This is a genomic window from Caulobacter sp. FWC2 (genome assembly GCF_002742625.1).
In the GTDB taxonomy this organism is placed as follows: Bacteria; Pseudomonadota; Alphaproteobacteria; order Caulobacterales; family Caulobacteraceae; genus Caulobacter.
Map to the genome: position 1 here is coordinate 3,960,070 of NZ_PEBF01000001.1, position 25,416 is coordinate 3,985,485.

Here is a 25,416-nt window from a genome sequence, read left to right on the forward strand (position 1 = left end):
AGGACCCGCCGCCAGGCCGAGGTTCGACTAGAAGCGCGCGGTCACGCTGGCGTAGACCACACGGCCCTCGACGTCATAGGTCGCCGAGAACGTGTTGTTGGAGGGAGCCGACGAGCCGACGATCGCCGGATCCTTGTCGAACAGGTTGCGGACGCCCGCCGTGAACGAGAGATCCTTGGTCACGTCATAGCTGCCAGTGAGGTCGAAATAGCTCTGCGCCTTGATCACCGGGGTGGTCAGCGTCGCCTTGTCCGGGAACGCGGCGCCGAGACGCTTGGGCAGCAGGTAAGTATCGACCGTCACCTCGCCGATATAGCGGTGGCGCAGGCTGAGCGTCGCCGGGCCCGAACGCCAGGTGATGCGCGAGGCGCCCTTCCAGCGGGGGATCGGCTGGCCGCAGGTCGGGCCGAACGAACCGACGCAGTAGTTCTTGGTGGCCGGCAGCGCCTGGACCGGCGTAGCGGTGAACTCGTCGGTGTAGGTCAGGTTGGTGCCGATATCGAACCGGCTGTCGCCGAACGGACCCCAGGCCAAGTTGAAGCGGTAGTTGGCGTTGATGTCGACGCCCGAGGTCTTCAGGCCGCCGGTGTTGCCGTTTGTGGTGGTGACATAGCCCGGCGCGGCGATCTGGCCGGTCAGGGGATCACGGGTGATCGCCTTACAGAATGCGCTGCTGGCGTCCTGGATGGTGTTGTAGCAAAGGCTCAGCGTGTTCGAGATGCCGCCGCCCAGGGGCGCGATGGCGCCGTCCAGGTTGATCTTGAAGTAGTCGACGCTGACCATCAGGCCGGACACGAAGCGCGGCTGCAGCACGACGCCGAAGGTCGTGGTGTCCGACTTTTCGGGGCCGACATTGGGGTTGCCGCCCGAGACCTGGCTGATGAAGGTGTTGGGCTGCACCGCCAGGGTGAAGACCGAGGCGGCCGGCACGCCGGTGGCCACGCAGATAGCGCGCACGGCGGCGGTCTGCTGGGACGTCGGCTGACGGCTCGAGCAGGGGTCGACCGCCGAAGGGCCGCTGGTGGTGTTGCCGCCAAACAGCTCGCCCACGTTCGGCGCGCGGATGGCGTGCTGGAACTGGCCGCGCAGGGTGATGTCGGAGATCGGCGCGTACTCGCCGCCCACCGAATAGGTCCAGACGCCGCCGACGCCCGGGAGGTTGTAGTCGGAGTAGCGGAAGGCGCCATTGGCGCTGGCGCGCTCGCCCAGCGGCGAGTCCTTCAACAGCGGGACACGGACTTCGCCATAGACTTCCTTGACGGACTCCGAGCCTTGGGTCGGCAGCGCGGCGTTGAAGCCGGAGACGTCGCCGGAGGCCAGGAAGCTGTCGGGCACGAACCGCGCCGAGGCCTTGCGGTATTCAGCGCCGGTGCTGAAGTCGATCGGGCCGGCCCACGTGTCGAACAGCTCGCCGGCCAGGCTGGCGGCCAGCACCTGCTGCGAGGATTCGGTGTAGTTGGTCGACGCTACCGAAATCGAGCTGATGCCCTGCGGCGACAGGTTGGCGCCGAAGATGTTGAGCAGCGGCGCGGCGCCGTTCACCGACAGCAGACCGGCCTGGACCTTGCTGAGCGAGATGGCCCCGCCGGAGGTGCTGGTGTCGGTGGTCCGCGTGTAGGTGTAGTAGGCGTCGTACTTCAGGTTTCTCAGATAGCTGTCGGAGACGCTGCCGAGGTCGCCGCGCAGGCCGATCGCCGTCCGGAAGGCCGAGCGGTCGGCGGTATTGGTGCGGTTGCCGATCTCCGGGACGCGACGGTTGATGTTCAGGATCGCCAGGCCGTCGCCCGCCGTCGTGGTCAGGGACGACGTGCCGTTGATCGCCCGGACGGTGCCGACTTCCAGCTGGTCGAGCTGGCGCAGAACGTCCTGAAGCTGCGGCGTCAGATAGGGATTGTTGACGTTCAGCAGGAAATTGCCGCCGAAGCCGCTGGGGGCCAACTGCATCGAGACGCGGTTGTTGCTGTAGTTGGCCTCGGCATAGCCGGTCACGTGCGCGTTGAACTCATAGTGGCCGGACATGTTAGCCAGCCAGCGACGCTGCGGGATGACGATGTAGTTGGCCGGGGCCAGATCGTAGTCATCGCCCGGCGTCGTGGCCGGTCGGGCCACCTTGCCAGCGTTGTCGAAAGTGAAGCCCCGCGAGCCCAGGCCGCTCAGGCCCGCGGCCGCCAGGGCGGCGGTCAGGGAAGCGCTCGACGGCGAGCCCACCGTGACGAAGCGGCCGTTCGGAATGGTGCCACTGCCGCCGAAGATCAGGCCCGGACGGCCGCCGGCCGTCAGACAGGTCTGACCGGCCGGAATGGCCATCGGCGTCCCAGGCCGCGTGTCGCTGTAGCTGGCGGCGGTGACGCAGCCATCGGCCATGGTGGGCATGGCCCACCCGCCCCGGTCGGCGCGCGAGTAGCCGCCGCGATCCAGGTAGTTCAGCGCCACGACGACATTGCCGCGATCCTCGGCGAAGTTCGTGCCGAAGGTCAGGTCGGCCGTGTAGGTCTTGGTCTTGGTGTGCGTGTCCTGACGCGCCTCGGCGGTCATTTCCACGCCATGGAAGTCGTCCTTCATGATGAAGTTGACGACGCCCGTGATGGCGTCCGAGCCATAGACGGCCGAGGAGCCGCCGGTGACCGTCTCGACGCGCTTGATCAGCGAAGCCGGGATCGTGTTGATGTCGGTGGTCTGGTCAGGCCCGGTGATCGTGAAGCGGCGACCGTTGACCAGGACGAGGTTCCGCTGCGCGCCGAAACCGCGAAGGTTCAGCGTCGCCGTGCCGCCCGGCACGGTGTTGGCCGTCGGGCCATTGTTCTGCGAACCCAGGAACTGCGGCGTGTCGTTCAGCAGCGTCTCGACGTTCTGCGTGCCCGACAGGCCAATTTCCTCGGAGCCGATCACCGTGACCGGGGTCGGGGCCTTGAACCCGCGCGCCGACAGGCGCGAGCCCGTGACGACCACTTCGGTGACGGTTTGGTCTTCGGCCGGAGCCGGCGCCTGAGTCTGCGTGGCGGTCTGCGCAGTTGCCAGCGCTGGCACAAACAGGGCGGCGGCGATCGCAAGCGCCGTTTCGCAGCCCATGAACAAACGTTGCTTGTGGTTGGCGTTCATCGTCCCCTCCCGAAGGTACCGCTATCATCTGCGGCCGTTTCGAAGACGCTTAAAGCGAAATTCCGACATGTGCAATAGGTGTCCACAAAATGATACAGATGCGATAGTCGTCGAGACGAGGCGCTGACGCGCCCGCGGCGTGGCTTAGGAGGCGGCTTTGACGGTTCTGGATCTATCCCGGCGCGCTATGCTGGTGGCGGCCCTGGCCGCGCCAGGCCTCGCTCACGCGGCTGACGACTGGGTCAAGGCGGACGCGATCCGGCGATCGGTGCGCCCACCGGTCTTCCCCTCGCGAGTCTGGAACATCGTGGCGGCCGGCGCGGTCGAGGGCGATGTCGAGGCGACCAGCGCGGCGATCGCCGAGGCCATCGCGGCCTGCGCGGCGGCCGGCGGCGGACGTGTGCTGGTGCCGGCGGGGCGTTGGCCGAGCGGCGCCATCCGCCTGCGCAGCCGCGTTGAGCTGCATCTTGCCAGGGGCGCGACCCTGGTCTTCAGCACCGACCCGGCCCGCTATCCGATCGTCCCCACGCGGTGGGAGGGGATCGAGTTGATGAACTACTCGCCGCTGGTGTTCGCCCACGGCGAACACGACGTGGCGATCACCGGGCAGGGCGTGCTGGACGGCCAGGGTCCGGCTTGGTGGTCGTGGAGCAGCGGCCCGCAATTTGGCTGGCGCGCCGGCATGCCCAACCAGCGCAAGGCCCGCGAGACCCTATTCGACATGGCCGAGCGCGGCGTGCCGGTGGCCGAGCGCGTCTTCGGCGAAGGCTCGTACCTGCGGCCGATGATGGTGCAGTTCCAGAACTGCGCGAACGTCCTGGTCGAGGGCGTCACCCTGCGCGACGCCCCCTGCTGGACGCTGCATCCGGTCTTGTGTCGCAACGTGACCGTTCGCGACGTCACGGTGATCGGCCATGGCCCCAACACCGACGGCTGCGACCCGGAGTCTGTCGACGGCATGGTGATCGAGCGCAGCACCTTCGACTGCGGAGACGACTGCATCGCTATCAAGTCCGGCCGCAACGCCGACGGCCGTCGCCTGGCCAGGCCGACCCGAAACATCCTGATCCAGGACTGCGTGATGAAGGATGGTCACGGCGGCGTGGTGATCGGCAGCGAGGTCTCTGGCGGGGTCGAGAACGTCTTCACCCAGCGCTGCCACATGGACAGCGAGGGCCTGTGGTACGCCCTGCGCTTCAAGAACAACGCCATGCGCGGCGGCGTCATCCAGGACATCTACGCCCGCGACATCACCGTCGGCCGCGTGGCCCGGGCCGCGATCATTTGCGACTTCAACTACGAGGAAGGCGGGCGTGGCGGCTTCACGCCGGTGCTGCGCAAGGTCCGGATCGAGCGGATGCGAGCCAGCGCCGCCGTCCAGGTGGTCGACCTTCAGGGCCTGCCTGGCGCGCCACTGGGCGACATCGTGCTCAGCGACTGTCGCTTCGACGGAGTGACCAAGGCCAGCGTGGTGACGCACACCCACGGGCTGAGGCTGGAACGCGTCACGGTCAACGGCCGGCGCGTCCCCTCCCCCGCCTTGCTCAGCGCGCCACCGACCTGACGTCGACCCAGTCGAAATCGGCCACGCCCGGCTTGGCCTGGGCCGGATCGCCGTAGCTGAACAGCGCCGGCCGCGCGCCCTTCCACCAGCTGAAGCGCGGCAGGATCCCGCCGCCCATGTCGACGAAGGTCCGGCCGCCGTCGCGGCTGTAGCTGTAGTGCGCCGCCTGGTCGGCCACGGCCACGCGCAGATCGACCGCGCCGCTGGGCAGCGCCGGCCCCAGGGTGTCGACGCCCCTCAGCGAGAAGACGACGCGGTTCTGGCCGTCCGTGCGGATCACGCCGATGGCGCCGATCCCCGCGCCGAACATGGCCAGCCCCGCCCGCTGCCCCTCGACCAGCCCCTTGGCGTCGAGGCGCGTGGTGATGATCGCCGAACGGCTCTGCAGGGACTGGGTCAGGGTGTTGCGGGCGCTGACCAGATTGACCGCCGGCCCGCCCGTCAGCCGCAGGAAACCGGGCCGCGCCGTCAGGCTCCAGCGCTGGTCGTCGGGATTGTGGTTCCACTCCCACTGCGGTCCTAGCCTCGCGGCCGCGAACCCGTCGGAGGTCTGCGGCGAGACCGCCGGGAAGCGTTTGCCGACGTCGGGCATGGCGTGCTGGGCGACCGGCTGACCGCCCGGCGCATCCGGCCCTGCGCCGGGGATCGGCTCGCCGATGAACGGCCAGTCGTCCTTCCAGATAACGGGCTGCAGGTGGACGATGCGGCCATAGGCGCCGGCGCTGTTGAAGTGGATGAACCAGCCCTGGCCCGAGGGCGTCTCGACCCAGCCGCCCTGGTGCGGCCCCTTCAGGTCGCTCTTGCCTGGGACCAGCACCTCGCGGTGCTCGTAAGGCCCCCAGATGGACCTGGACCGCATTACCGCCTGCGGCCCGGTCTCGACCCCGCCGATCGGCGCGAAGATGTAGTACCAGCCGTTGCGCTTGTAGAGCTTGGGCCCCTCCAGCACCGGCAGTGCCTTGGCGTCCTCGACGATGACCTTGCCCTCGTCCAGCACCGACTTGCCGTCCGGGGCCATGCGATGCAGCACCAGCGGCCCCGCGCCGACCTTGCCATGCACCAGATAGGCCTGGCCGTCGTCGTCCCAGAAGGGGCACGGATCCTCGATACCCGGACCGGCCACCACCGCCACGGGTTCGGTCCAAGGCCCGTCGACCCTGGTCGCGGTCGACATGAAGATCCCCTCATAGGGGGTGGCGAAATAGACGTAGAACTTGCCGTCATGATGCCGGATCGACGGCGCCCAGACCCCGCCGGCATAGCGCTGGCCGGCGGTGCGCTGGTCTCGCGGCATCCGCGCCCCGGCGTCATTGGTCGGCACGGGTCCCGGCAGGTCGTATTCCGGCGCGAAGGGCAGCTTGGGCAGCACGTGGCCGGCGATCGTCCAGTGGACCAGGTTCTTCGACGTCAGGATCGGCACGCCCGGCGAGAAGTGGAAGCTGGACGCCACGAGGTAGTAGGTGTCGCCCACCCGGATGACGTCGGGGTCGGAATAGTCGGCCGGCAGGATCGGGTTGCGATAGACGCCCGCCGTCGGCGGTCTCGGCGCCGCGAGCGCCGGCCCGGCCAGGACCAGAGCCGTCGCCGCCAATAGTCCCAGCCGTTTCACGCGCATCACGAAGTCCTCAGAACGATTGGGTCGTCGTCTCGTCGATCCGGCGATCGGGCAGCCAGCGGCTGCCGAACGAGCGGAAGCCGGTGACCTGGTCGAGCAAGAAGCTGGGTCCCTTGGGCAGGCGCAGCCGGAAAAGATCGATCTCCTCGACATCGTTCAGCCAGAAGGCCGGACGCGCGTCCGCCGCCTCGGTGACGATCTCGACATTGCTCATCTCGATATTGCGGGCGTGGCGGATGAAGAAGCCGCTGGCCGGCAGGTCGCCGAACATGTCCGGATCGGGATAGGCCTTGTCGGCCTCGGGAGGCCGGCGCTTGGCCAGCTCGGCCGAGCCCCCGCCCAGCGAGTGGAAGTAGACGTCGCTGATCTTGACGTCCTCGACCGGGTGACCGGCCACGCCGGCGATGATCGAGGGCTGGGGCGTCGCGCCATGGCTGACGATGTTCTGGATGGTGATCCGCCGCAGCTTGCCCACCGGCACGCCGGCCGGACCGCGCATGCGGCTGCCCAGGCGCAGGAACAGCGGCGGGAAGCCCAGGCCCCGCATGGTGATGTTGCTGATGGCGATGTCTTCGGTCAGCGCCCCGTCCATCGTCTCCAGCGCGATGCCGTAGCAGTGGTCGAACACGCAGTTGGTGATGGTGACGTTCTTGAAGCCGCCGTTGGACTCCGTGCCCAGCTTGATGCGGCCATAGCCGTGGAAACCCGGCGGCATCTTCTTCCAGGTCCCGTCGATCACCGAGCCCATCTCGTAGTTACCGGTCAGCAGGCAGTCGGAGATCGTCAGGTTCTCGGTCGGGCGGGCATAGCCCAGCGCGAACGAGCTCTTGGGGCAGATGCCGTCGTCCCAGGGCGAGTTGATCGTGCAGTTGGTGACGCGGACATTGCGGCAGCAGTCGATGTCCAGGCCGTCGCGGTTGGTGTCGACGATCAGGTTGTCGATCGTCATGTTGTCGACGCCGGTGGCCAGCAGCGCGAACCACCCGCCTTGCAGGATCTTGAAATCGCGCAGCAGCACGTTGCGGCAGTTCTTCAGGGCGATGGCCTTGTCGCCGACGCCGGGGCCGGAAATGTCCGGCGGATCGTCGGGGAACCGGTGGCCGCGGGTCAGGCCCTTGCCCCAGATCAGGCCCGTCCCGACGATGGACACGTCGTGTAGCCCCTCGCCGAAGATCAGGCTGTTGTTCCAGTGGCTGTGGCCATAGTCCTGGAAGGCGTTGCCCGCTCGCGGGCCAGGATCGTCGTAGCCGTTCGGCGCGACGCCATTGGGCGCGGCGGCCAGGATCACGGCCCCTTCGCCCAGGTAGAGCGTGATGTTGCTCTTCAGGCGCAGGGTGTAGCAGGCGTAGGTCCCGGGCGGGAAAAACACCGTGCCGCCGCCCAGCGACGCCACGTGGTCGATGGCCTTGTTGATGGCCGGCGAGTCGATCGTCGCCCCATCGCCGACAGCGCCGAAATCGCGAACGCTGAACAGGTGCGGCGCGGGTCCTCGCCCGGATCCGGCCGGGGTCGCGGCGTGCGCGGCTTGAGGAGGAACCAGTACGGCGCCGCCGAGCATGGCCCCCAGCATCAGCCCTCGTCGATCCATGGTCATCACGCCCTCCCACTGCCCGTTCGTCGGGTCTGGCGGGAGACAAGCAAGCCGATCGCGATGGTGTCAACGACAATTTGTTACCGGTAGCATCGACAATGCCAGCGTTGGCGCCCTATCGTGCCAGCGCTGGCCATGCTTGATCGCGACCGGGATATCGTGACACTGGCCTGGCTGTTGGGGAGCCGCCAGAGTCTATGATCAGGATCGATCCGGCCGCGAGCATGGCGGTGACCATCGACGACGTCGCCAAGGCGGCCGGCGTCTCGATCCGGACCGTGTCGCGCGTGCTCAACGACTCGCCCAAGGTCGGCGACGAGACCCGCCTGGCCGTCCAGACGATCATCAAGAATCTCGGCTATAGCCCCAGCTCTCGGGCCCGCGCCCTGGCCTCGGGCCGCTCGTACCTGATCGCCGTGGTGCAGGACGATCCCAACGCTCACGTGATCGGCGTCCTGCAGCGCGGCATCGTCGAGGTCTGCTCCCAGCACGGCTATGAGCTGGTCGTCCACCCGGTGCGCTTCAGCGACCCGGACGTGGCCCTGGACATCGAACGGTTCGTCCAAAGCTCCCGTGTCGACGGCCTGATCGTCTTGCCGCCGACGTCCGAGATCGCGGCCATTCCCGAACGGCTGTCGGCGCTGGGCGTGCCCGCGGTCGGCATCGCCTCGATCGAGACGCCGCGCTATCCCAGCATGCTGATCAGCCAGGAGCGCGCGGCCACCGGCGAAATGGCTCGCCACCTTCTCGACCTGGGCCACCGGCGCATCGCCATGATCGAAGGCCCGCCCCACTTCCGCTCGGCGCAGGAGCGCAAGGCCGGCTTCCTGGCGGCGCTGACCGCGTCGGGCCTGGCGCTGGAGGTGAAGCTGCGTCCAGGCGACTACGGCTTCGAGAGCGGCCTGGCCGCCGCCGAGTCGCTGCTGGCGCTGGAACGGCCGCCCACCGCGATCTTCGCCTGCAACGACACCATGGCTGCGGCGGTCGTGAAGACGGCGCGTGAGGCGGGCATATCGATGCCCGACCAGCTGTCGGTCGCCGGTTTCGACGACGCGGACCTGGCCTCGATGATCTCGCCCAGCCTGACGACCATCCGCCGTCCGCTGCGCGACATGGCCAAGTCCGCGACCGAGCACCTGCTGACGATGATCAATGAGCGGCAGCCAACCCTGCCGCCCGAGGCCGTGGGTCTGAGCCTGATCGTTCGACGCTCTACAGCGCCTGTCGGCGCCGTTTGAAAGTCCAGCTGCCCCTCTGATCAAAAGGCCCGCGGCGCACCGCGAGGCCCTTGCGTGCGTCGTCGGCGCGAGGCAAGTTACTTGCATAACGATACGAACACGACCTGAGAGGCGGCGACGGCTCCAGGGCTGAAAGACCCGTCGCCTCAGGAGGAAGCCGTGCGTCCAAGCCCCCCGGAGCGTGTCGCGGAGTATCGCCGGCTGGGCTGGTGGAGCGGCCGCACCATCGACCAGCTGTTCGCCGACGCCGTCCGCGCCCGTACCGACGAGATCGCTCTGGTCGACGCCCCCAACCGCATGGCGCTGACCGGCTCCGCGCCCCAGAGCCTGACCTTCCGCGAGGCCAACGCCCGCGTCGACACGCTGTGCCAGGTGCTGGCCGGCGTGGGCGTGGGACGTGGCGACATCGTCTCCACCCAGCTGCCCAACGTCGTCGAGGGGGTGCTGTGCTTCCTAGCCTGCGCCCGGATGGGCGCGATCCTCAGCCCGCTGGCCATGACCTATCGCGCCCACGAGCTGCGCCAGATCCTGCCGAGCATCGATCCGAAGGTGGCAATCACGCTCGACCGCTTCCATGGCTTCGACCACGTGGCGATGATTGCCGGCTTGCGGGCCGAAGGCGCGACCTCGGCCCAGATCATCACCCTGTCGGACGGCTCGACCAACGGCGCGTATAGCCTGACCGACCTCGCCGCCAAGGCTTCGCCAGAGCCCTTTGCCTCGCCAGCCGACCTCGACGCCGCCGAGGCCCTGACCATCTGCTGGACCTCGGGCACCGAGGCCATGCCAAAGGGCGTGCCGCGCCACCACGACCACTGGGTGGTCAACGGCGAGGCCCTGGTCGAGGCCGCAGGACTGCGGACCGGCGACGCAATCCTCAACCCCTTCCCGCTGATCAACATCGCCGCGATCGGCGGCATGGTCATGACCTGGCTGCTGTGCCAGGGCCGGCTGGTCCAGCACCATCCCTTCGACCTGCCGCTGTTCCTGCGACAGATGCAGGACGAGAAGATCACCTACACCGTAGCGCCGCCGGCGGTGCTGACCATGCTGCTGCAGAACGAGGCGCTGCTGGCGAACCTGGATCTTTCCAACCTGCGATGCATGGGTTCGGGCTCCGCGCCGCTGCCGCCCTGGATGGTGCGCCGCTGGCAGGAACAGTACGGCGTGACGATCATGAACGTGTTCGGCTCGAACGAGGGCGCATCGCTGTTCTCGACGGCGACCGCCATTCCCGATCCCGAGCAGCGGGCCATGTACTTCCCACGCTTCGGCGCGCCGGGCGTGGACTGGCCAGCCGCATTCCCGGGCAAGATCCGCACCCGCCTGGTCGACCTGGCCACCGGCGAGGACATCGTCGCGCCCGGCCGCGAGGGCGAGCTGCGGATCTCCGGCGCCATGACCTTCGACGGCTACTGGAACGCGCCGGAGGTGACCAAGGCCGCGTTCGACGATGAGGGCTTCTTCCGCACCGGCGACCTGTTCGAGATCGCGCCCGACACGGACGATCGCTTCTATCGGTTCGTGGGCCGCAGCAAGGAGATCATCATCCGCGGCGGGCTGAACATCTCGCCAGCCGAACTGGATGGGCTGATCGAAAGCCATCCCGCCGTGCGCGAGGCCTGCTGCGCGGCCTATCCCGACGAGCGACTTGGCGAGCGCGTCTGCGCGGTCGTCGCCCTGCGGCCGGACCAGGCGCTGACGCTGGAGGAGCTCACCGCGCACCTCAGGGCGCGCGAGCTGGCCACCTTCAAGCTGCCGGAGAAGCTGCGCATCGTCGACGCCCTGCCCCGCAACGCCCTGGGCAAGGTGGTCCGGCGCGACCTGGCGGGGGTGGCGGCTACTTAAGCCCATTGGAGACTTGCATAAGCGCACCTGTTCCGCGACCCTGATCGTTGATTAGTCACGGTCAGGACACGGAGCGATGAGCGCCCCGAAATTCATCAGGACTTGCTCGATCTGGCGCGCGCTGGAGGTGGTCGGGGACACGGCGGTGCTGCTGATCCTCGAGGCCAACTGGATCGGCGCGCGACGCTTCGACGACCTGCGCGACCGCACCGGCCTGCTGCAATCCAAGCTCAGCGACCGCCTCAAGAAGCTGGTCGCCGCCGAGGTTCTGGAGAAGAGCGCCTATTCGACCAGCCCGCCGCGCTACGAATACCGGATGACCCGCAAGGGCCTGGACCTCTACTGGCCGGCTCTGATGATGCTGCGCTGGGAGCGACGCTGGTCGAACAGCCCCGGCAAGCTGCGACTGAACCTGCGCCACCGCACCTGCGGCCACCTGTTCGAGCCGGTCCCGACCTGCCTGAAGTGCGGCGACGAGATCAATCCGCGAGAGGTCGACTGGGCCGAAGGTCCCGGCGTGGGCTGGATGGTCCCGCTCTACAGCCGCCGTCGCCAGCAGCGCAACGCGGCCGAGGAGTCGTCCAGCCTGATGGTCGACGTCGCCCAGATCACCGGCGACCGCTGGGCCAGCCTGGTGCTTCGCTCGATCTTCACGGGGCTTCGGCGCTTCGACGAGATCCATCGCGACACCGCCATGGCGACCAACATCCTGTCCGAGCGGCTGGCCTGGCTGACAGCCCAGGGCGTGATCCGCGCCCACGAGCGGGCCGGCAAACGCTTCGAATACCGGCTGACCGAGAAGGGCCTCGACTACTACCCCGTCCTGCTGATGCTGCTGCAGTGGGGCGACAAATATTACGTCTCGCCCGAGGGGCCGCCGCTGATCCTGCGCCACAAGGTCGGCGGACACCTGCTGGAGCCGGCCGTGACCTGCTCGTGCTGCGGCCAGCCGGTCGAGCCGCACGACGTCTCGTTCGAGATCATCGAGGCCGAACAGCGCCCGCCCGAACGCGCGAATCCGGAGCCGGCGCACTAAGACGCGCCGGCCGTGGATTTCATACTTTCATAACGAGACTTACCGGGTTAGGGTCTCCTCAATAGGGAGGAGACATGACGTATCGCGTCATCCAGTGGGCGACGGGCGCCATGGGCAAGAGCTGCCTGCGGACGGTGATCGACCACCCGTCGACGGATCTCGTGGGGCTGTATGTCTATGGCGAGGCCAAGGCGGGCCGCGACGCGGGCGACATCGCCCGGCGCGGCGCCACGGGCGTGCTGGCCACCCGTGACATCGATGAGATCCTGGCGCTGGACGCCGACGTGGTGATCCACGCCGCCCGCCTGGCGCCGCCCTACGGCTCGCACGACGCCGAGATCCTGGCCCTGCTGGCCAGCGGCAAGAACGTCATCAGCATCAACGGTTACAGCGATCCCAGCCACTGGGGCGACGCGCGATTGGCCGCCCTGGAAGCGGCCTGCGCCAAGGGCGGCTCGACCCTGATGGGCGCAGGGCTGAACCCCGGCTTCGCGGCCGAACAGCTGGCGGCGGTCGCCAGCGGCGTCTGCTCCCAGCTCGACGCGATCGAGGTGATCGAGAGCGTGGATTGCCGCGCGGTCCGCAGCCCTGATTATGTCTTTGGGGTGCTGGGCTTTGGCCTCGATCCCACGTCGATCAATCCCAACGATCCCGACTGGGGCCCGGCCTCGTCGCTGAATGGCATGTACGCCGAGGCGCTGTCGGCCCTGGCCAAGCGGCTGAACCTGACGCTGGAGCGGATCGACACCGACCACCGCGTGTTCGGCGCCTGGCAGGACCTCTCGATCGCTGCGGGTACGATTGCGCAAGGAACGATCGGCCACGTCAACTGGCGCTGGATCGGTCGCGCCGAAGGCGGCCGCGAGCTGATCATCTCGATCCACTGGTTCATGGAGACGGCGCACCTGGAGAGCCAGGCCCCTCCCCTGTGGAGCGTGCGCCTGACCGGCCAGCCCAGCGTGCGCATCACCCTCGACCTGGACAAGCGCCCCGGCGACCAGACCCCGACCTCGGCCGAGCAGTGGGCCGTCGCCGGCAGCGTGATCAACGCCATCCCCCACGTCGTGGCTGCCCCGCCGGGCGTCATGACCCGCCCCCTGGCCACCCCGTTCGACGGAGCCTTGGCGCGAAGAGCCTGAGACTGAACGAGACCCACGTCGGCGACACGATCGACGGGAAACGAAGGAGGACACGATGAGCCAGCAAGACGGTCCGCACGCCGGTCGCGTCGTCATCGTCACCGGGGCCGGCAAGGGTCTTGGGCGCGCCTATGCGCTGGATCTGGCGCGCCAGGGCGCGGCCGTGGTGGTCAACAACCGCTGGGCTCTGCGCAGCGAGCCTTCCAGCGCCCAGCAGGTGGTCGAGGAAATCCAGGCCATCGGCGGCAGGGCGGTCGCGGACTTTGGCGAGGCCGAGAATCCCGAGACCGGGCAGTCCCTGGTCGACAAGGCGCTCGAAACCTTCGGCCGCCTCGACGCCATCGTCTCGAACGCCGGCGTGCCCCAGACCTGCCGGCTGCACCGCCAGAGCCCCGAAGCCTTCCAGTCGATCTTCGACATCAATTTCCAGGGCGCGCTGAGCCTGGTGCAAGCCGCATGGCCGGTGCTGTCCGAAACGGGTTCGGGCCGCATCGTGCTCAGCGCCTCGTCGGCCGGTCTCTATGGCGGCGACGGCATGGCGGCCTATGCCTCGTCGAAGGCGGCGCTGATCGGGCTGGTGCGCGGCTTGGCGGTCGAGGGGCGTCCGCGCGGCCTGCAGATCAACGCCATCGCCCCCTACGCGGCCACCGCCATGACCACGCCGCACCTGAGCAGCGCCCTGGCGCGACGCATGGACCCGTCCGACGTGGCGCCGCTGGTGTCGTGGCTGGTCAGCGAGGCCTGCGACGTCTCGGGCCAGACCCTGGTCTCCGGCGGCGGGCGCCTGCGCGCGGCCTATGCGGTGGAAGGCCCGCCCGTGGCCCTGGACGACGACATCGGCGCGGCGGTGGCTCGCGCCCTCACGGCCGAGCCGCGAGAAACCTACGGCGACGCCCACGCGGCGTTCGCCGCCTTCATGGACGAGCGGCCGACGGCCTGAACCGAATAACAATCGGCGGCCCGCGAGCCGCCCGGCGAGGAGACAGAGATGGTCTACATACTTGGCGGCTGGCAGACCGATTTCGCCAGCAACTGGGCCCGGCAGAACATGGACCTGGCTGACGCCTTCAGCAAGGTCGTCGGTAAGGGCCTCGACAGCGTCGGCCTGGATCCGAAGGACATCGAGACCGGCCACGTCGGCAATTTCGTCAGCGAACTGTTCGCCCACCAGGGCCTGCTGGGCGGCTTCTTCGGTCTCGTTCATCCCGATTTCGACGGCCTGCCGACCGCGCGCCACGAGGCCGCCTGCGCCTCGGGCAGCGTCGCCATCCTAGCGGCCACCGCCGAGATCGAGGCCGGCCGCTATGACCTGGCCTGCGTGGTCGGGCTGGAGCAGATGCGCAATGTCAGCGGCCAGACGGCGGCCAACTATCTGGGCGCCGCGGCCTGGACCGGCCATGAGTTCGCCGACGCCACCTATGTCTGGCCCCGCGCCTTCTCTGACCTGGCCGAGGAATACGAGCGCCGCTACGGCCTGAAGTACGAGCACCTGATGCGGATCGCGGAGATCAACTTCGCCAACGCCAAGCGCAATCCCAACGCCCAGACCCGCCAGTGGGCCTTCAACGCCAAGAGCTTCACGGCCGACGACGAAGCCAATCCGGTGGTCGAGGGCCGCACGCGCAAGCAGGACTGCGGCCAGGTCACCGACGGCTCGGCGGTGATCTTCCTGGCCTCGGAGAAGCGCGCCGCCGAATACGCCGCCAAACGGGGCGTCCCGCTGGAGAGCCTGCCCCGGATCAAGGGCTGGGGCCACCGCTCAGCGCCGATCTCCTACTCGGCCAAGGTCCGCGCCAGCGCCGACCAGGAGTACGTCTTTCCGCAGGTGCGCCGCGCCATCGAGGACGCCCGTCGCCGCGCCGGCGTCTCGGACCTTGGCGAGATCGACGTGGTGGAGACCCACGACTGCTTCACCACCACCGAATACATGGCCATCGACCACCTGGGCCTGACCGCGCCGGGCGAGGCCTGGAAGGCGATCGAGGCCGGTGACATCGAGATCGGCGGCCGCCTGCCGATCAACCCCTCGGGCGGGCTGATCGGCCTGGGCCATCCGGTCGGCGCCACCGGCGTGCGCATGGCGCTGGACGCCTTCAAGCAGGTCACGGGCCAGGCCGGCGACTACCAGGTCGAGGGCGCCAAGACCTGCCAGACGCTCAATATCGGCGGCTCGACCACCACCACTGTCAGCCTGGTCGTCGGAGTCTGACCATGGACCAAGCCGTGCTCGACAAGACGCTGGCGCCGTTCCGCCCCGCCGAGCTGATGCCGATCGACCTGGACGTGACGCACCGCGACGACGGGGCGATCCTGATCGCCTCGCGCATCCCCTTGGCGGCGTACAACGCCAACCTGCCCGACGCCTTCGCCGAGCGCGCGGCGACCAGCGGCGACAAGGCCGCCCTGGCCTTCCGCGAGGGCGAGGGCTGGCGCTACGTCTCCTATGCCGACCTCAAGCGCGACATGGACGCGGCGACCCAGTGGCTGCTGGGCGCGACCGCCGGGCCGGTGCTGATCCTGGCGCCCAACAGCGCCGCCTTCGCGGTGATGACCTTCGCCGCCCAGGCCTCGGGCCGCGCCGTCTGTCCGGTCAGCGTCACCTACGCCGCCCTGGGCGGGGATTTCGGCCGGCTGGCCCATGTCATCGCCAAGGTCCGCCCGGCCGTGGTGTTCGCCGAGGACACCCGCGCCTGCGCGGCGGCGCTACAGCACCTGGACCTGGGCGAGGCGGTGATCGTCACCACCAACCCGGCCGACCTTTCCAAGCCCTCGGTCGCCTATGCCGACCTTCTAGCCACGACGCCGACGCCCGCTGTGGCGGCCAGCATCGCGGCGCTGAAGCCCGACGACCGCGCGGCCCTGATGCTGACCTCCGGCTCGACTGGCCTGCCCAAGGTCGTGCCGATCACCTTCCGGAACCTGGCGGCCAACAGCATCCAGTGCATGCAGACCATCGGCAAGGCGGCCGGCTGGGACAATGTCATGCTGGACTGGCTGCCCTGGCACCACGCCGCCGGGGCCTTCGTCCTGCGCGCCACCCTGCTGGAAGGCGGGACGCTGCATGTCGACGAGGGCAAGCCCGTGCCGGGCCTGTTCGACGCCTCGGTGCGGAACCTGCGCGACGTCTCCGTCCGCTATTTCAACAACGTGCCCCTGGGCTACGCCATGCTGGCCGACGCCCTGGAGCAGGACGCCGTTCTGCGGAAGACCTTCTTCAAGGACATGCGCCTGATGCTGTATGGCGGCGCCGGCCTGTCCCAGACGGTCTACGACCGCATCCAGGCCATGGCCGTGCGCGAGACCGGCCATCGGATCATGATGACCAGCGGCTACGGCATGACCGAGACCGTCTCGGCCTTCATGGTCATCCACTTCGAGACCGACAAGGTGGGCCTAGGTCTGCCCGCGCCGGGGTCGCTGGTGAAGCTGTGGCCGGTCGGCGACCGCTACGAGGTCCGGGTCAAGGGTCCCCAGGTCACGGCCGGCTATCTGGACGAGCCGGAGAAGACGGCGGAAGCCTTCGACGAGGAAGGCTTCTACCGCACCGGGGATCTCGCCCTATTTCACGACCCCAGCGATCCCGCCCAGGGCCTGGTGTTCGCCGGCCGCGCGGCCGAGGAGTTCAAGCTGTCCAGCGGCACATGGGTCTATGGCGGCGCCCTGCGCGACGGCCTGCTGAAGGCCCTGTCACCGCATGTCACCGATCTGGTCCTGTGCGACGACGGCCGGCCCTATCTGGGCGTGATGCTGTGGGCCAAGCCCGATGCGCCGCGCACACTTCTCGAGGAAGGCCTGGCGGTCTTCAGTCGCAGCCAGTCCGGCGGCGCGGCGCGCGTGCGCCGGGCCCTGGTGCTGCGCGAACCGCCCAGCCCCAACGCCCACGAGATCTCGGACAAGGGCACCATCAACCGCCGGGCGGTCATCGACCGTCGGGCCGCCGAGGTCGAGCGCCTGTTCGCGGACGATCCCGACGCCGAGGTGATGGTCATTTCCTGACGCCATGGCGGCGCGCGGATCAGAACGCGCCGCCAATCACTTTCATAAAAAGATCAAGACGCGCGCCGCGGCGCGCCGAACGGGGGAAGGCGATGCCTGACTATATTCTCATTCCGCTGGTGAACGCCGGAGTCATCCTGGCCGTATTCGTGGCCGCCTGGGCCATCTGTGTGGCGATGCGCGACGTCACGCCCGTCGACAGCCTTTGGGGCCTGGGCATGGGCGTGGTGGCGATCGCGACCTACCTGCAGACCGGCGGCGGCACGCAGCGGCGGATGGTCATGACCGGCATCTGCGTCGCCTGGGCCCTGCGGCTGGGCGGCTACATGCTGTGGCGCTGGCGCGACCACGGCCCCGACGGTCGCTATGTGCGAATGTTGGCCAAGGCCAAGGAAGAGCGCGGCTGGGGCTTCGCCCATGCCGCCTTCCGCATGGTGTTCATGCTGCAGATGCCCTTGCTGTGGATGGTCTGCCTGCCCGTCCAGCTGGGCCAGATCGCCGATACGCCGACGCAGCTGGGCGTCCTGGGCCTGGTCGGCGCGGGCTTGGCGGTCTTCGGCCTGCTGTTCGAGAGCCTGGCCGACTGGCAGCTGGTGCGGTTCAAGAAGACCCCCGAAAACGCCGGCAAGGTGATGGACAAGGGCCTGTGGCGCTACACCCGCCACCCCAACTACTTCGGCGACGCCTGCGTCTGGTGGGGCCTGTTCCTGGTCGCGGCCGAGACGAAGCTAGGCCTGATCTCGATCATCGGCCCGATCTGGCTGGTCTTCACCCTGACCCGCTGGAGCGGCGTGCCGACGGTCGAGGGCCGCATGCGCCGCCGCAAGCCTGACTACGAGGACTATATGCGCCGTACGTCGGGCTTCTTCCCGTGGCCGCCGAAGCCGGCGAAGGCGGATTGAGCATGGCGCTTCCGGCCAACCTCCTAGACCGGCTGAAGGTCCCGGCGATCGCCGCGCCGATGTTCCTGGTGTCCGGGACCGACATGGTGCTGGCCGCCTGCCGGGCCGGGATCATCGGCTCCTTCCCGGCCAACAACGCCCGCACCCTGGATGACCTCGACGCCTGGATGAGCCTGATCGGCCGCGAACTGCCGGCCGACGCCCCGCCCTGGGCGATCAACATCATGGTCCACCGCTCCTACGCGCGGAAGGACGAGGAGCTGGAGCTGGTGCTCAAGCACAGGCCGCCGATCGTGATCACCGCCCTGGGCGCGCCTTCGGGCGTGGTCGACGCGATCCACGGCTATGGCGGCCTGGTCTTCGCGGACGTCAATTCGCTGACCCACGCCGAGAAGGCGGCGGCGGCCGGCGTCGACGGCCTGATCCTGGTGGCGTCGGGCGCCGGCGGGCATACCGGCCCGATCTCTGGCTTCGCCTTCGCCCCGGCGGTGCGCGAGATGTTCGACGGGACCATCGTGCTGGGCGGCGGCATCGGCAGCGGCCGCGCGATCCTGGCGGCCAGAGCGCTGGGCGCGGACCTGGCCTATCTCGGCACCCGCCTGATCGCCTGCGCCGAAAGCATGGCCCAACCGGAATACAAGCAGATGCTGATCGACTCCCGGGCCGAGGACATCGTCACCTCGGCGGCCCTGACCGGCATTCCGGCCAACTGGTTGCGCCAGAGCCTGATGGCGGCCGGCTACGATCCAGCGTCCCTGACCGGCCGCGCCGAGATCCAGCTGGGCCGCCCAGAGGACTCGGCCAAGCGCTGGCGCGACGTCTGGGCGGCGGGCCATGGCGTCGGCGAGGTCAAGGCGATCGAGCCGCTGGCCGCGATCATCGAGACCCTGGCCGCCGACTACGAACGCTGCCGCGCGACGGTGGGCGCCGACCGGCGAGCTTGATAGAGAGGGCGGCGCGATGGCTATCGACCTTCCGCCGCCCTCGCCAGATACGGGACCTCATGGCCGAAGACAGTCCGTCGGAAACGATCTCTCCGCGCCCGCTGAACCAGTTGGTGCAGGCCAATTCGGCTACGCGGGCCCTGAACGTGGTGGGGGATCGCTGGACGCTGATGATCCTCTATCTGGCGTTCCAGCGGGTTCGGCGGTTCGACGATTTCCAGGCGCGGATCGGCCTGGCGCGCAGCCTGCTGACCGACCGCCTCAAGCGCCTGCAGGCGGCCGGCGTCATGGTCCGCACGCCCTATGCCGAACGCCCCAACTGGTTCGAATACCGACTGACCGAGATGGGCCGCGACCTCTACAGCGTCGCGCTGGCCATCATCGGCTGGGAGAAGCGCTGGTTCTACGACCCGGCCAATCCCGGTCACCGCCTGCGTCATAGCTGCGGAGCGGAGTTCACGCCTGTGCTGGCGTGCGGCCATTGCGGCGAGGTCCTGACGGTCCGCAACGTCATCGTCGAGCCAGGCCCCGGCGCCGGCTATGAGCCCTCTGCCCCGCCGCGCGCCCAGCGCCGGTCGATCGTTCCGTCGGAGGGTCTGAACAAGGGCAATCCGATGCTTGACCGCGCCTTCCAGGTGCTGGGTGACCGCTGGACCAGCCATGTAATCGCCTCGGCTTTCGCGGGCCGGCGGCGGTTCGGTGACTTCCAGGAAGCGCTGGCCATCGCCCCCAACATCCTGACTGACCGCCTGGGACGGCTGGTCGAGCTGGGCATCCTGCAGCGGGAGCTCTACCAGACCCGGCCCGAGCGCTGGGAATACCGCCTGACCGATGAGGGCAAGGACCTGCACCCGCTGATCATCGAGCTGAACCGCTGGGGCGACCGCTGGCTGGCGACGGAAGCCGGACCGCCCACGCTGATGCGGCACCGCACCTGCGGCGCCGTGCTGGAACCGCGCATGACCTGCGACCAGTGCGGCGGGCCGGCGGACCTGACGACCGTCCGGCCGCCCGCCTAACGAGCCACCGGTCGGTCGATCATTTCCTTGACCTCGGCGGAGAACCGCTCGCCGTTCTTCATCGCCAGGCTGAGGCGGCCGTCGAAATATTCGCGCCACTCGCAGACCTTGTCGCCCCGGAACTCCAGGCTACCGGCATAGGGAATGGCGATGTGCTCGCCGGTGTGGAACCAGAACTCGTCGACGCCTTCCATGAACAGGCGATGGTCGTTCTCGGCGTGGTCGAAGATCCGCCAGTGGTTGGTTTTGATCTTGGACGCCATGGCCACCAGCACTTCGCGCATGGCCGCCTTGCCGCGGATGGCCGGGGCGAAGCCCCCCGAGTTGCGCCAGATGATGTCGTCGGTGACGTGGACCAGCACGCCCTCGACGTCCTGGCGACGCCAGGCCGCGATGATGGCTTCCAGGACCGGGTAAAGACGGGCCATGCCTGCGGCCTCCGCTGAAGTGATGGGAAGAAGGGCCAGGGCCGCGCCCAGGCCCACGAGATCGCGTCGCGCCAGGCCGCTCACCCGACGGCCTCCCGACCGATCAGCGCATCGACCTGGGCGGTAAACGGCTCGCCGGCCTTCTGCTGGGCGATGACGGCCAAATCGACATAGTCGCGCCAGCCGGTGATCAGGCCGTCGCGGAAGTCGAGCACGCCGGCATAGGGCACGGCCATGCGCTTGCCGTCGGTCGTGCGGTAGTCGTCGACGCCCTCCAGGAACAGGCGGTCGGCCGTCTCGGCGTGGTGGAAGATCCGCCACTGGATGTCGTGCATGTCGCTCTGGAACCTGACCAGCAGCTTGCGCGCCGCCGCCTTGCCCTTGATCGGCGGCAAGGCCGGAGCCGCATAGTGCCAGACAATGTCGTCGGACATGTAGCTCAGCACCTTATCGACATCCTTGGCCTGCCAGGCGGAGATGACTTCGGTCAAACGGGAGTACAGCGCGCCCATCGGCCCCTCAAAAAGAAAGCGCCGGACAGCCCCTAAGGCCGCCGGCGCCAGGATAGGGAGTTAGAACTTGGTCGAAAGCTCGACGCCGAAGGTGCGCGGCGCGCCGAACGACGACACCGCATCGCCCAGGATGTCGATGATGTTGGTGCGGTAGACCTTGTCCGTCAGGTTGCGCCCCCAGACCGAGACCGCCCACGGCTTGTCCGCCGGCGACAGGCTGATGCGGCCATCGAGCAGACCGTAGGGCTTTTCATACTGAACCGTGTCCGGGGCCCAGAACATCTTGCCCTGCTTCTTGTAGGCCAGCTTGAAGTGCAGCGCGTCCTCAAGCCCGAAGGCCGAGGTCGTGTACTCGGCGCTGGCCGACAGCTGGTACTTCGGCGTCCGCTGCATGAAGTTGTCGTTGTACGAGATCTTGGTCACCGGATCGACGAAGTCCGTGTACTTGGCGTCTAGGATCGAACCGCCCAGCGCCAGGCGCAGACCCTGCATCGGCGCGATCTGGAACTCCGACTCCACGCCCTTGATCTCGGCGGCGCCGGCGTTGGAAATCACGTTGCACAGGCAGGTGCCGTCGGTGCGCTGCACCTGCAGGTCGGTGTAGTCCATGAAGAACACCGAAGTGTTCCACCGCGCGCGGCGGTCCAGGAACTCCCACTTGTAGCCGGCTTCGTAATTGGTGACCGACTCCGGGCGGTAGGGTTGTTGCGCGGCGAACGCGTTCGGCGCGTCGTTCTGGAAGCCACCGCCCTTGAAGCCCACCGAGACCGTGGCATAGGCCATGAAGTCGTCGTTCGGCGTCCAGGTCAGGGTGGCCTGCGGGGTGACCTTCGACCACTTCTGGGCATAGGGCGTGAAGAAGCCGTTCGCGTCGGTCAGCGGGGTCAGCGGAACCTTGTCGTTGGGGTTCAGCTTGTCGCCCAGGGCGATCGCCCTGCCCTCCTGGGTGCCGCTCTTCTTGTCGCGCGTGTAGCGGACACCGGCTTCCAGCTTCACCGTGTCGGTAAACTTGTAGCCGAGTTGGGCGAAGACGGCGATGTCGCGGTTCAGGCCGTGGTCATCCCAGTAGCTCTCCCCCGACAGCGAGGGCAGCACCGTGCTCTCGCCCCAGAAGCGGTTGGTCTGACGCACCTTGTTGTGCAGGTAGAAGCCGCCGACGATCCAGTCGAAGCGGCTGTTGTCGTAGTGCGAGGTCAGGCGCACTTCCTGGGTGAACTGGGCGATATCCTCGACGAAGTTCACCGGCTCGGCGAACAGCAGCGGGGTGACGACGCCATAGCCGTTGCTCGGACCGACGCCCGACTGATCGTACAGCGTGAACGCCTGACCGCCTCGATAGCCGGTCACCGAGGTGAAGCCGACATCCGGGAAGATGTCCTTGTCGACCTTCAGGATGAAGCTGGCCGACTCGTGCTGAACGCGTTGGCGGGTCGGGGCGGCGTCGCCCTTGAACTGCGGCCACATCGGCAGGCTCTCGCGGATCGAGAGGCCGCCACGGATGGCGGCGATGGCCAGGCGGGCCTTGTACCAGGGCGCGAAGCACTGGGCCGGCGTGGTGCAGGTCGTCTCGCCCATGCCGACGCGGTTGGGGCCGTTGCTGGTATCCCAATTGTAGTCGGCGATGAAGTGGACGCGCAGGTCGCTGCCCTCGGGCTTGTAAAGCAGCTGACCGCGGATTTGCTTGGAGTCCAGGTCCTCCAGATCGACATCGTGCAGGATGTCCTTGGCGTAGCCGGAGTGGTTGATCGTCTGGAACGACAGGCGGCCCGCCAGGTTGCTGGTGATCGGACCGGTCACGTGGCCCGTGGTCTGTTGCAGGTTGTAGTTGCCGAAGGTCACGGCGACCTGACCGCTATAGTCGAACCGCGGCGCAGCCGAGATGACGCTGATGGCGCCGCCGGCGACGTTCTTGCCCAGCACCACGCCCTGCGGACCGCGGATCAGCTCGACCCGGTCGATGTCGTAGAAGGACGTGTTCAGGTTGCCCGAGCGGCTGACATAGACGTCATCGACGAAGGTCGAGACCGACTGGTCGGCGGTCGGCGCCGACAGGCGGGTGTTGACCACGCCGCGGATATTGAGCTCCAGCGCCTGGGGCGAGTTCTGGGTGAAGGACAGGCCGACGGTCGCGTGGCCCAGGTCCTCGGAGTTCATGATCTTGTCGCGCGCCAGGGTCTCGCCGCCGACGGCCGAGATCGAAAGGGGCGCCTGCTGCAGGTTCACTTCGCGCTTTTGCGCGGTGACCAGCAGTTCCTCGAGGGTGTTCTGCGGCGCGGTCTGATCGGCCGAAGCGGCGAGCGCGGGCGCGGCGAAACCGACCCCCGCGATGAGCGCGATGATGGAAGCGGATCTCTTGAGATGCATGTCATTCCTCCCCGGGGACCTGCGCCGATCGATCGGTCTTGGAGTCCCTTGTGTTGACGACCGGGCAAGCCCGGGTGGTTGCGGCTCGAGGGGGTGGCGCGCTGCTGGGGCGGTGTCGTGCTCGCGACGGCCGAGGCCATATAACGTTCGCTTGCATAACAGAAAGACATCGAATGGAACACGAGATCGCGGCGATCAGCACGACGACATCGTGAAAGCCCCTGTGAAGCGCTTCCCTCTCCTGTTTCAAGGCTCTTGAACGGCCTATGTGGCGAGAATTGATCTTTTAGTCTCGTAACGCAAGTGTCTATTTTGGGGGCCAGGACCACCGCCCTTCGCCCCACGGTCGGGGTCGACAGGCGCGCACGCCTGACATTAAGTACGGTTATGAAAGTTCAAAAGAACAATGCCGGCTCCAGCCAAGCTTGAAGCCGATTTCAGGGAGAGAACCATGCTGACCAATGAACAGAAGATCGCGCGCGGGCTTGAGATGGCCGACGCCTGGAAGCGCATGGACTGGCGTGGAATCGCCGACATGTTCACGCCCGACGGCGTTTTGCACTCGATGATGGTCGAACCCATCGTCGGGCGCGAAGCGATCTATGCCCGCGTCTCCGCGCTGGGCGACGGGCTCGAGCAGATCGAGCTGAAGATCCATCACATCGGCGTCGTGGATGGCCTGCTGTTCATGGAGCGCAGCGACGAGTTCACGATCCGGGGCAAGTTCGGTTCGGCCCCGGTGGTCGGGATCCTCGAATTCGAAGGCGACCTGATCAAGACCTGGCGCGAGTACTACGACCGCGCCCACCTGCTGAAGGCCATGGGCCTAGTCCAGGATTTCGACCAAGCCGGTCGCCACTAGCGCGACACAAAAAGGGCGGGCCCCGCGAAGGACCCGCCCCAGTCTCGCGGCGCGATAGGAAAGGCCGCGGATCTCTCGTCAGCGACCGAACGGACGCAGGGCCGCCGACTTGGCCGAGTCCAGATACTCGTCCAGCCGCGTGATCAGGCCGTTCTCGATCTTGATGACCACGCAGGCGTCCATCGCCCAGCGCTCGCCATTGGGCAGGGTGGCCTCCAGCACGTGCTGCTGCACAAAGCCGTCGGGCAGCGCCTCGACGCGCAGGACGCGATAGTTGCGGTCAGGCAGGGTCTTCACGAACCAGGCCAGCACCTTGAGGTTCTGGTCGACGGTCTGCTCGATATTGTCGGTGTTGTGCCACAGCTTGGCGTCGGGCGCGTAGAAGGCCCGGACGGCTTCACCGTCCCCGTCCTGGATGGCGGCCACGAAGCGCTTGGCGAAATCCACATAGTCCATTTTTGGGGTGTCGGGCTTGGACATGAACGCTCCTCAGCGGCCAGTGGTGACGCGCTCGCCCGCCAGGGAGCGCCGCATTTGAAGTTCGAAGCCCTTCGGATCGCGGGCCAGACTGGCGCGCACGTCGATGGCCATGAAATCGGTGTCAACCTCGTCGGCCTTGCGCTTGATGGCCTTCAGGCCCGCCTCGGCGATGGTCGCGGGCGTCTCCTTGAAGCCCTCGACATGGCTGGCCATCCGCGTGTCGACCGAGCCGACGATCAGGGCGACGACATTGGTGTTCTGCGGGGCCAGTTCGGCGCGCAGGCAGGTGCTCATCGCTCGCGCCGCGAACTTGGACGGGCTGTAGCCGCCCATGCCCGGCACCGCCACGAGGCCGCCGGCCGACAGCACGTTGACGATCGTGCTCTCCGGGCTCTTGGCCAGGATCGGCGCGAAGGCGCGGCTCATGCCCAGGGGGCCGAAATAGTTGACCTCCATCTCCAGCCGCGCGGTCTCCAGGTCAGGCGCCTTGAGCAGGGTCTGCATGCCGAACTGGCCGGCGTTGTTGACCACGATCGTGACGTCCTGGCATTGCGCGGCAGCGGCGGTGATCGTCTCGGGCTTGGTGACGTCCAGCGCGATGGCCACGACCTTGCCGCCGGCCTCGTCGACCAGATGCTGGGCGCTGGCGACGTCGCGCGCGCCGACATAGACCTTGGCCGCCCCGGCGGCGACGAACGCCCGCACGAAGGCTTCGCCGATGCCCCGGTTGCCGCCGGTCACCAGCGCGACGCTGTTCTTGATATCCATCTGAAACTCCT

Annotated in this window: 20 protein-coding genes; 12 read left to right on the plus strand and 8 right to left on the minus strand. The window is 67.9% G+C overall.

The annotated features are described in order from the left end of the window. Positions 1–27 precede the first annotated feature (27 nt). The gene (locus CSW62_RS18855) at positions 28–3,099 is read right to left on the minus strand and encodes a TonB-dependent receptor domain-containing protein (RefSeq protein WP_099580451.1); all 3,072 of its coding nucleotides are present in this window, start codon (positions 3,097–3,099) and stop codon (positions 28–30) included. A 157-nt stretch (positions 3,100–3,256) separates the two neighbouring features. Between CSW62_RS18855 and CSW62_RS18860 the strand changes: the two genes are divergently transcribed. Next, positions 3,257–4,663 carry a glycoside hydrolase family 28 protein gene (locus CSW62_RS18860; RefSeq protein WP_233206730.1) on the plus strand — a complete coding sequence of 469 codons (1,407 nt, stop codon included), beginning with the start codon at positions 3,257–3,259 and terminating at the stop codon, positions 4,661–4,663. On the opposite strand, the gene CSW62_RS18865 is transcribed toward CSW62_RS18860, so the two are convergent. Together CSW62_RS18865 and CSW62_RS18870 are read right to left on the minus strand one after the other, a co-directional pair. Beyond that, complete coding sequence (locus CSW62_RS18865; RefSeq protein ID WP_099580455.1) at positions 4,644–6,278, minus strand: glycoside hydrolase 43 family protein; 1,635 nt, start codon at positions 6,276–6,278, stop codon at positions 4,644–4,646. The two genes, CSW62_RS18860 and CSW62_RS18865, sit on opposite strands and share 20 nt — an antisense overlap. Positions 6,279–6,288: 10 nt before the next feature. Next, on the minus strand, positions 6,289–7,872 hold the full coding sequence (locus tag CSW62_RS18870; protein ID WP_255408372.1) for a glycoside hydrolase family 28 protein: 1,584 nt from the start codon (positions 7,870–7,872) through the stop codon (positions 6,289–6,291). A 194-nt stretch (positions 7,873–8,066) separates the two neighbouring features. On the opposite strand from CSW62_RS18870, the gene CSW62_RS18875 reads away from it, so the two are divergent. The 10 genes from CSW62_RS18875 (at position 8,067) to CSW62_RS18920 (ending at position 19,991) form a co-directional block, all read left to right on the plus strand. Then, positions 8,067–9,107 carry a LacI family DNA-binding transcriptional regulator gene (locus CSW62_RS18875; protein WP_099580457.1) on the plus strand — a complete coding sequence of 347 codons (1,041 nt, stop codon included), beginning with the start codon at positions 8,067–8,069 and terminating at the stop codon, positions 9,105–9,107. 159 nt (positions 9,108–9,266) lie between these two features. Continuing rightward, positions 9,267–10,955 carry a class I adenylate-forming enzyme family protein gene (locus CSW62_RS18880; RefSeq protein ID WP_099580459.1) on the plus strand — a complete coding sequence of 563 codons (1,689 nt, stop codon included), beginning with the start codon at positions 9,267–9,269 and terminating at the stop codon, positions 10,953–10,955. Positions 10,956–11,031: 76 nt separating this feature from the next. Further along, positions 11,032–11,991, plus strand: coding sequence for a helix-turn-helix domain-containing protein (locus tag CSW62_RS18885; RefSeq protein WP_099580461.1), 960 nt, complete (start codon positions 11,032–11,034; stop codon positions 11,989–11,991). 74 nt (positions 11,992–12,065) lie between these two features. Then, on the plus strand, positions 12,066–13,130 hold the full coding sequence (locus CSW62_RS18890; RefSeq protein WP_099580463.1) for a hypothetical protein: 1,065 nt from the start codon (positions 12,066–12,068) through the stop codon (positions 13,128–13,130). A 55-nt stretch (positions 13,131–13,185) separates the two neighbouring features. Continuing rightward, a complete protein-coding gene (locus tag CSW62_RS18895; RefSeq protein ID WP_099580465.1) occupies positions 13,186–14,070 on the plus strand; it encodes an SDR family NAD(P)-dependent oxidoreductase in 885 nt (294 codons plus the stop codon). A 48-nt stretch (positions 14,071–14,118) separates the two neighbouring features. Further along, on the plus strand, positions 14,119–15,339 hold the full coding sequence (locus CSW62_RS18900) for an acetyl-CoA acetyltransferase (RefSeq protein ID WP_099580467.1): 1,221 nt from the start codon (positions 14,119–14,121) through the stop codon (positions 15,337–15,339). Between the two features lie 2 nt (positions 15,340–15,341). After that, entirely contained in the window at positions 15,342–17,126 is a 1,785-nt protein-coding gene (locus CSW62_RS18905; protein WP_099580469.1) for an AMP-binding protein, read from the plus strand. A gap of 92 nt (positions 17,127–17,218) precedes the next feature. Beyond that, complete coding sequence (locus CSW62_RS18910; protein WP_099580471.1) at positions 17,219–18,028, plus strand: DUF1295 domain-containing protein; 810 nt, start codon at positions 17,219–17,221, stop codon at positions 18,026–18,028. A 2-nt stretch (positions 18,029–18,030) separates the two neighbouring features. Beyond that, entirely contained in the window at positions 18,031–18,972 is a 942-nt protein-coding gene (locus tag CSW62_RS18915; protein ID WP_099582366.1) for a nitronate monooxygenase family protein, read from the plus strand. Positions 18,973–19,031: 59 nt separating this feature from the next. Continuing rightward, on the plus strand, positions 19,032–19,991 hold the full coding sequence (locus CSW62_RS18920; protein ID WP_099580473.1) for a helix-turn-helix domain-containing protein: 960 nt from the start codon (positions 19,032–19,034) through the stop codon (positions 19,989–19,991). Here CSW62_RS18920 and CSW62_RS18925 read toward each other — a convergent pair. The 3 genes from CSW62_RS18925 to CSW62_RS18935 form a co-directional block, all read right to left on the minus strand. Beyond that, positions 19,988–20,419, minus strand: a complete 432-nt coding sequence (locus CSW62_RS18925; protein WP_099582367.1) for a limonene-1,2-epoxide hydrolase family protein — start codon at positions 20,417–20,419, stop codon at positions 19,988–19,990. The genes CSW62_RS18920 and CSW62_RS18925 overlap by 4 nt on opposite strands. A gap of 80 nt (positions 20,420–20,499) precedes the next feature. Continuing rightward, positions 20,500–20,931, minus strand: coding sequence for a nuclear transport factor 2 family protein (locus tag CSW62_RS18930; protein WP_099580475.1), 432 nt, complete (start codon positions 20,929–20,931; stop codon positions 20,500–20,502). 60 nt (positions 20,932–20,991) lie between these two features. Beyond that, positions 20,992–23,295 (minus strand): TonB-dependent receptor, encoded by a 2,304-nt coding sequence (locus CSW62_RS18935; protein ID WP_099580477.1) that lies wholly within the window; start codon positions 23,293–23,295, stop codon positions 20,992–20,994. Positions 23,296–23,746: 451 nt separating this feature from the next. Between CSW62_RS18935 and CSW62_RS18940 the strand changes: the two genes are divergently transcribed. Continuing rightward, a complete protein-coding gene (locus tag CSW62_RS18940; RefSeq protein ID WP_099580480.1) occupies positions 23,747–24,157 on the plus strand; it encodes a limonene-1,2-epoxide hydrolase family protein in 411 nt (136 codons plus the stop codon). A gap of 78 nt (positions 24,158–24,235) precedes the next feature. Here the strand turns inward: CSW62_RS18940 and CSW62_RS18945 are convergent, their stop codons facing one another. Then, a complete protein-coding gene (locus CSW62_RS18945) occupies positions 24,236–24,637 on the minus strand; it encodes a nuclear transport factor 2 family protein (RefSeq protein ID WP_099580482.1) in 402 nt (133 codons plus the stop codon). A gap of 9 nt (positions 24,638–24,646) precedes the next feature. After that, on the minus strand, positions 24,647–25,405 hold the full coding sequence (locus tag CSW62_RS18950) for an SDR family oxidoreductase (RefSeq protein ID WP_099580484.1): 759 nt from the start codon (positions 25,403–25,405) through the stop codon (positions 24,647–24,649). Positions 25,406–25,416: the final 11 nt, after the last annotated feature.

What these genes read in the sequence shown, in the direction of transcription:
- CSW62_RS18930 (WP_099580475.1), bottom strand. Translation starts at nt 20,931, where the DNA reads ATGGGCGCGCTGTACTCCCGTTTGACCGAAGTCATCTCCGCCTGGCAG.
- CSW62_RS18905 (WP_099580469.1), top strand. Translation starts at nt 15,342, where the DNA reads ATGGACCAAGCCGTGCTCGACAAGACGCTGGCGCCGTTCCGCCCCGCC.
- CSW62_RS18875 (WP_099580457.1), top strand. Translation starts at nt 8,067, where the DNA reads ATGATCAGGATCGATCCGGCCGCGAGCATGGCGGTGACCATCGACGAC.
- CSW62_RS18870 (WP_255408372.1), bottom strand. Translation starts at nt 7,872, where the DNA reads ATGACCATGGATCGACGAGGGCTGATGCTGGGGGCCATGCTCGGCGGC.
- CSW62_RS18925 (WP_099582367.1), bottom strand. Translation starts at nt 20,419, where the DNA reads ATGGCCCGTCTTTACCCGGTCCTGGAAGCCATCATCGCGGCCTGGCGT.
- CSW62_RS18910 (WP_099580471.1), top strand. Translation starts at nt 17,219, where the DNA reads ATGCCTGACTATATTCTCATTCCGCTGGTGAACGCCGGAGTCATCCTG.
- CSW62_RS18885 (WP_099580461.1), top strand. Translation starts at nt 11,032, where the DNA reads ATGAGCGCCCCGAAATTCATCAGGACTTGCTCGATCTGGCGCGCGCTG.
- CSW62_RS18920 (WP_099580473.1), top strand. Translation starts at nt 19,032, where the DNA reads ATGGCCGAAGACAGTCCGTCGGAAACGATCTCTCCGCGCCCGCTGAAC.
- CSW62_RS18855 (WP_099580451.1), bottom strand. Translation starts at nt 3,099, where the DNA reads ATGAACGCCAACCACAAGCAACGTTTGTTCATGGGCTGCGAAACGGCG.
- CSW62_RS18940 (WP_099580480.1), top strand. Translation starts at nt 23,747, where the DNA reads ATGCTGACCAATGAACAGAAGATCGCGCGCGGGCTTGAGATGGCCGAC.
- CSW62_RS18895 (WP_099580465.1), top strand. Translation starts at nt 13,186, where the DNA reads ATGAGCCAGCAAGACGGTCCGCACGCCGGTCGCGTCGTCATCGTCACC.
- CSW62_RS18890 (WP_099580463.1), top strand. Translation starts at nt 12,066, where the DNA reads ATGACGTATCGCGTCATCCAGTGGGCGACGGGCGCCATGGGCAAGAGC.
- CSW62_RS18950 (WP_099580484.1), bottom strand. Translation starts at nt 25,405, where the DNA reads ATGGATATCAAGAACAGCGTCGCGCTGGTGACCGGCGGCAACCGGGGC.
- CSW62_RS18865 (WP_099580455.1), bottom strand. Translation starts at nt 6,278, where the DNA reads ATGCGCGTGAAACGGCTGGGACTATTGGCGGCGACGGCTCTGGTCCTG.
- CSW62_RS18900 (WP_099580467.1), top strand. Translation starts at nt 14,119, where the DNA reads ATGGTCTACATACTTGGCGGCTGGCAGACCGATTTCGCCAGCAACTGG.
- CSW62_RS18935 (WP_099580477.1), bottom strand. Translation starts at nt 23,295, where the DNA reads ATGCATCTCAAGAGATCCGCTTCCATCATCGCGCTCATCGCGGGGGTC.
- CSW62_RS18945 (WP_099580482.1), bottom strand. Translation starts at nt 24,637, where the DNA reads ATGTCCAAGCCCGACACCCCAAAAATGGACTATGTGGATTTCGCCAAG.
- CSW62_RS18915 (WP_099582366.1), top strand. Translation starts at nt 18,031, where the DNA reads ATGGCGCTTCCGGCCAACCTCCTAGACCGGCTGAAGGTCCCGGCGATC.